This is a genomic window from Aeromicrobium sp. (assembly GCF_047607065.1).
Classification (GTDB): domain Bacteria; phylum Actinomycetota; class Actinomycetes; order Propionibacteriales; family Nocardioidaceae; genus Aeromicrobium.
Genome location: NZ_JASGDU010000053.1, coordinates 1 through 5,926 on the forward strand (window position 1 = coordinate 1; position 5,926 = coordinate 5,926).

Annotated in this window: 3 protein-coding genes; all 3 read right to left on the bottom strand. The window is 66.7% G+C overall.

Features of this window, described 5'->3' with window-relative positions; all coding sequences use genetic code 11:
- Window positions 1-256 precede the first annotated feature (256 nt).
- Complete coding sequence (locus QM597_RS08610; RefSeq protein WP_415004469.1) at window positions 257-1,243, bottom strand: YihY/virulence factor BrkB family protein; 987 nt, start codon at window positions 1,241-1,243, stop codon at window positions 257-259.
- Window positions 1,244-1,253: 10 nt separating this feature from the next.
- Window positions 1,254-1,634 (bottom strand): type II toxin-antitoxin system PemK/MazF family toxin, encoded by a 381-nt coding sequence (locus QM597_RS08615; protein ID WP_415004470.1) that lies wholly within the window; start codon window positions 1,632-1,634, stop codon window positions 1,254-1,256.
- A 199-nt stretch (window positions 1,635-1,833) separates the two neighbouring features.
- A complete protein-coding gene (locus QM597_RS08620; protein WP_415004471.1) occupies window positions 1,834-5,853 on the bottom strand; it encodes a hypothetical protein in 4,020 nt (1,339 codons plus the stop codon).
- Window positions 5,854-5,926 lie beyond the last annotated feature (73 nt).

Here is a 5,926-nt window from a genome sequence, read left to right on the forward strand (position 1 = left end):
GGGTAAGCAACGCTGAGTCTGGACACCCTGGTCTCTGAGGTCACGCAGCCACGCCGAAGGCCTTATCTCCCCGCATCAATCATCTAGAGGATGCCCCCAGCCCGCCCAGTCCCTGAGGTGCGAGCGAGGAACGAGTGAGCCTCGAAGGGACCTCCCCAGGTCATTTCGAGGCTCGCAAACTCGCACCTCAATGACCGGCACCCACCGGGTCCCTGAGGTGCCGCGAGGAACGAACGGTCTCGAAGGGCGAAGGGACCTACGGAGGATCGTCCTCACCGGTCTCGAAGCGCGCCTCGATGGTCTGGAAACCCTTGTGCCGCTGCATCTTGGCGTAGCTGGTGTAGGCGCGCTGGTCGGCCTCGGTCAGCACGACGTTGTCGGTGAACGGCGTCAGCAGGGCGCGCGGATAGAGCCGCCGCGCGAGCACCACCATCGCCTCCAGGCCGATGACGACCATAAGCGAGGCCAAGAAGATGAAGCCCATCAGACCGAGCACCAGGGCGAACGTCGCATTCATCTGGCTCGCCCGGCTAATGACGCCCGAGACGTACCACTGGCCGGCGACCTGCAGCGTCTGCCACAGCACCGCAGTCACCAGCGCCCCCGGCAACACCCGCCGCCACGTGGCACGTCGCCCGCTGATGAGGTGGAAGATCATCATGAAGACGACCACCGTCAAGGCAAAGCCGATCCAGCCGGCCACCATGGTCAGCTCGCTCGACCACTGCCGCGCAATGGCGTCGACGTTGGCCAGCACCGAGTTCGCGATGGCAATGGCAAGGATGCCCAGGCCGCCGATGGCCAGGAAGATCAGGCTCCGCAGCCGTTGCAGGAAGGGGTTGGCCCGGCTGTTGCGCGGTACCGCCCAGGCGACATTGGCCGCGTTCTGCAGGGCCTGGCCGAGGTTGATCGCCCCGTACAGCGCGGTCACGGCACCGATGACGATGGCGCTGGGGCTGCCGCTCAGCCCCTCGGGCCGGCCGAGTTGATCGCCGACGATGGGGAACTGGCTCAGCGCAGAATCCAGCAGGCGCTCGCTCAGTTCGGGATCACCCTGGAGTACGTAGCCGAGCGCCGAGGTGCCGATCAGCAGCATCGGAAAGATCGCGAAGAAGGTGTAGTAGGCGATGATCGCCGCCAGGTACGGCCCCTGGTCGTCGAAATATTTGTAGACGACCGCGATCGGCAGGCCGAGGAACCGGTGTCGTCGCTGGAAGGCGTCGAGTCGGCCGATCTCGCTCACCACAGGCCGGTCACGGGTCGATGTAGTCGCGCGCGGCGTTGAGGACCATGATGAAGCGCGTTTTGTCGAGCACCGATCCTTCGCGGCGCACCTCGGCGGGGTCGATGCGCAGCAGGCGGTTGAGCCGGACTTCGCTCGGGCGGCCTTGGGAGTCCCAGGGGCCGCTGCCGAGGTCGAACCAGTAGCGGCCGGCGCGCGCCTCCTGCTGCTCGTCGCGGTCGTGGTCCTTGCTCGTCAGCATGAGGCCGAGCAGGTCGTCGCCGTCGCGGCCGATGAGCAGGACGGGACGGTCCTTGCCCTGGCTGGGGTCGTCCTCGTAGGGGACCCAGGTCCAGACGACCTCACCGGGGTCCGGATCACCGTCGACGTCGGGCGCGTAGTCGAACTTCACGGAGCCAGCGTGCCACATGCGCGCCGGAGTGCAGCCACGGCAGGTCCCTGAGGTGCGCCCTTCGAGGCTCGTCGCAAGTTCCTCGCACCTCAGGACCCGCGAGGAACGAGCGAGCCGCGAAATGACCCGACCGGGCAGGGTGCTGGACGCGGACCGGCCCCCGAGTCACAGACTCGGGGGCCGGCCTGAGGCAGCGAACTCAGCCGAGGACGCGGCGGCGGCGCGCGAACAGGCTCACGCCCGCACCCACCGTGGTCGCCGCGAACAGCGCCCACAGCACGATGTTCAGGCTGGTGCCGGTGGTCGGCAGGATGCCGCCCGAAGTCACCGTGGAGACGGTGGCCGCCGGGGAGTCGATCTCGGCCCCACCGGGCACCTGACCGCGAGCCGTCGCCGTGTTCGACACCGAACCGGCGGCCGCGTCGGCGGCGGTCACCACGTACGGGTCTGCCGTGATAACCACGGACTCACCGGGTGCCAGCGTGACTGCGGTCGGCGTCAGGCCCGTAACACGCGAGTCGATGACCCGCACCTGCTCCAACGTCGTATTACCCGTATTCGACACCTCGAAGAAGTAACTGATGGTCTCGCCTTCATCGGCCACGCCGTTGCCGTTCGTGTCGTTCAACTCGGCCCGCTTGACGGTCGTCAGAGCCGGCTCGGCCCGGACCGTGTCGCTGGTGATCGACGCCGGAGGCGACGTCGTGGTCACCGGGTCGCCGCCGTCAGCCGGAGTGAACGTGCCCGTCGAGGTGGCCGTGTTGGTCAACGTGCCACTGTCGATATCGGCCTGCGTCACCGTGTAGGTGGCCGTGAAGGTCGCACTCTCGCCCGGCGCGAGTTCCACCGGCGCGGTCGCCGGAGAGACCGGGGTGATCTCCGACAGCCCTTCCATCTCGTCGTTGACCGTCACATCGGTCAGCGACGTGTTGCCGACATTCGTCACGACGAAGGTGTACGTGATGACGTCACCTGGATCGGCCTGACCGTCTTCATCGGTATCTGCAGTCAACTCGTCGGTCTTCTCCGTGGTCAGGCCCTGCTCCGGGTCCTCGGTCTCCGTGGTCGTCGTGCTCGGATCCGACGGCTCCAGCGGTTCCGGGTCGTCAGGGTCCGGGTTGTCCGGGTACGGCGTCAACGGCGGCGGCGTGCCCGTCGCGGTGGCCGAGTTCGACACGTGCCCGTTGAGGATGTCCTGCTCGGTGACCGTGTAGGTGGCCGTGAAGGTCGCCGTCTCGCCCGGAACCAGCGTCACCGGAGAAGTAGCCGGGGACACCGGGGTGATCTCCGAGAGTCCTTCCATCTCGTCGTTGACCGTCACATCGTTCAACGTCGTATTACCGGTGTTCTCCACCTCGAAGGTGTAGGTGATGACCTGCCCGAGAGAGACCTCTTCGCCGTCGGCGTCCGAGGTTTTCTCGATGGTCAACTCCGGATCGCGGGCCTCGGGCACGAAGTAGTCCTCGTCCGATTCGCTGGTGAAGCGCTCGGTCTCACCGTCGGGCAGACCCGATGCGGTGGCGCTGTTGGCGATGACGCCCGCGTCCACATCGGCCTGCGTGATCGTGTAGGTCGCCGTGAACGTCACGGTCTCGCCCGAGGCGATCGTCACCGGGGAGGTCGCGGGACTGACCGGTTCGATAGCCGACAAGCCTGCGAAGGTGTCCTCGACGGTCACATCCGACACCGACGAGGCACTGTTGTTGGTCACCTCGAAGGTGTAGGTGAGGACGTCGCCGACGTTGCCGACACCGGCCTCGCCGTTATCGGTCGTCAGCGCCGAGGACTTGTCGATGACCAACGGGTCGCCGTTCGGGCAGCCCGTCACCATCTGTGGCAGGCCGAAGCCGCTGGCCGTGCCGGTGGCCAAGGTCAGAGAACCGATGTCGAGGTCGGACGCCGTGGTGCTCGCGTTGTCAGGATCGTTGACGACGGTCAGAGTGGTGCTGCCGTTGTTGGCGACGTACATGCGCCCGTCGGCACCGCGCTGCACCTGGCCACCGGAGGCGCCGATGGTCGTGACGTCCATCTCGGTGGCCTTGATCGCCGCGCCGGACGTCGGGTCGGACACGTCGTAGCGGTAGAGGTGTCCGGTGCCGAAGATGTTGGTCGCGTAAACGTAGTCGCCCGAGGGGGAGAAGGCCGCGCTGTAGCCCGCGTTGCCGCCGTCGCCGGTCTCCCACTCCGCCTTCTGGCTGATCTGGCCGGTGTCCGCGTCAAAGGTCAGCAGGCGCAGCTTGCCGCCGTTGGAACTACCGGTCATGGCGACCAACTGGGTCATGTCCGCGCTGAAGGCCAGTGTGCCGAACTGGGCATTGTTCGACGTCGGGAGCAGGCTCTGCACCACGGTGCCCGTCGGTCCGCTGTCGTCGAACTCGAAGGCCACGATGGAGGGCTGGTTGTAGGTGTAGGTGATGACCCAGTACCCGGTGCCGTCGGCGTTCGGGGCCGAGACCAGCGCTTCGGAGGCGTAGTCGGTGAGCGTCGAGGTGACCGGGAGGTTCTTGTTGGTCGCCGAGACCTCCCCCAGACCACCGTTGGCGGTCAGGTCGACCTCGCTGTAGAGCAGTTCGCCGGCACCGGATTCGATCGAACCGGTCGTGGTGACCACGAAGTACTTGCCGATGGTCGTCGGAGCCGGGAAGGCTGCCACCGTCTGCGTCGCCGAGGGCGCGGTGGTCAGACCGGTGCCGTTGGGCATGGGGTCACTGTTCTTGTCGAGTACCCGCTCGCCGTTGGCCCAGAACAACAGGTCGCCGGTGGTGTCGGTGACGACCGTGGTGCCCTCGCCATTGGTGGTGGCGACGTCGCTGTCGCCAACGACGCGGGTCGTGTCGCCGGAGACCCCGAAGTCGATGCTCGCCTGGTTGCCGAAGTACCACCAGCGCTGGGTGGCGCGGGTGTCGTCGGCCTCGCAGGTTGCCGGAATGTCGGCCTCGACGGCGTGCAAGGTGGCGTCGGCCGGCTCTTCCAGGCCGACGACCTCGGTCTGCGCCGGGCCGTTGACGTAGTCGCCAGCGGTCTCGGCCTTGACCCACACGGTGATCGTGCAGGACGTGACGCCGGAGGCGATCGAACCATCCGTGACCGTGATCGTGTCATCACCTTCGGCCAGGGCGGCCGTGCCGTCGGAGGTCACCGTCGCCGCAGTACACGTGGTGGCGAACTGCGAGCTGGCGATGCTCAGGCCCGACGGGAGGCTGTCGGTCAGGCCCCAGCCCGTCTTCTCGCCGAGTTCGCTGGTGTTCGTGACGGTGAAGGTCAGCGGCGTCGCGCCGCCAACGAGCGCGGTGGTCTCGTTCGGGTCGGGGTAGTCACTGTCGGCTGCACCGAAGTGCTTGTCGAGCTGCGGAGTCACGTCGAGCAGTTCGATGTTGTCGAAGGCGTGATCGTTGCCATTGGAGGCGCCGTTGGCGTTGCGCACCCGCAGGTAGGCCTCGCCTCCGTCGACCAGGGCGGCCTTGTCGCCGGTGACGGTGAGCGTGCTCGCATGGGCAGCCGTGTCGCCCGAGGCGCAGCCAGTGCCCGGTGTCGTGTTCAGGGCCGTCTGCGTCGTGTCGTCGGTGAGATCTCCCACGAGGAAGAAGTTCAGCTTCGGAGCAGTGGCGCAGTTGAGGGTCGCCACGTCCACCGAGAAGTTGACGAAGCGCTTCCCCGTCGACGGTAGCGGGATCGGCTCTTCAGTCTGAACCTCGATCGTATTGGCACCCGGGTTGGAGTTGCGAGTCCACGCCGACACGACGTGGTTCTCGTCGACATCGATATCGTCGCCCGGACGGGTGTTGTAGAGCGTGCCCAGGCTCTGGGCCAGGCCTCGCAAGAGGTTGATCGCAGCCGTACTGCCGGTGCCGCTATACCCGCCAACGGCCCAAACCTCGGACACCAGGCTGTTGTATGCCAACACAATGCCGTTCAGTTGGCTGGGGTTGACCCACTGACCTTCGGCGGAATACGTGACCGGCGTGCCGTCGTACTCCTGAGCGCTCTCGTAGTCGCCGATCAGGCCCGCACCCGAACCGGTGCCGGCGGTCGTGTCAGCCGTCGGGAAGCCGTTCTCGAAGTCCTCCAGGAACAGCGAATCGGGAGCCGAGGAGACGCCGGGGTGACCTGGTTCAGGCAGAGCGGTGGCCGGTGCGGGGGGGGTCGCGACCACGGCCAGCGACACGCCAACCACAGCGGTCACGGCAGCCAGGGAGGCGAATCGACGCAGAGAGGCCATGCTTATTTCCGTTCCGGGTTCAATGACAGCAAGGCCGCAGCCGCAGCCCAGCAACGGAATATATCAGCGGCAC

Coding starts and splice junctions, on each gene's coding strand:
- QM597_RS08620 (WP_415004471.1), bottom strand. CDS start 5,853: ATGGCCTCTCTGCGTCGATTCGCCTCCCTGGCTGCCGTGACCGCTGTG.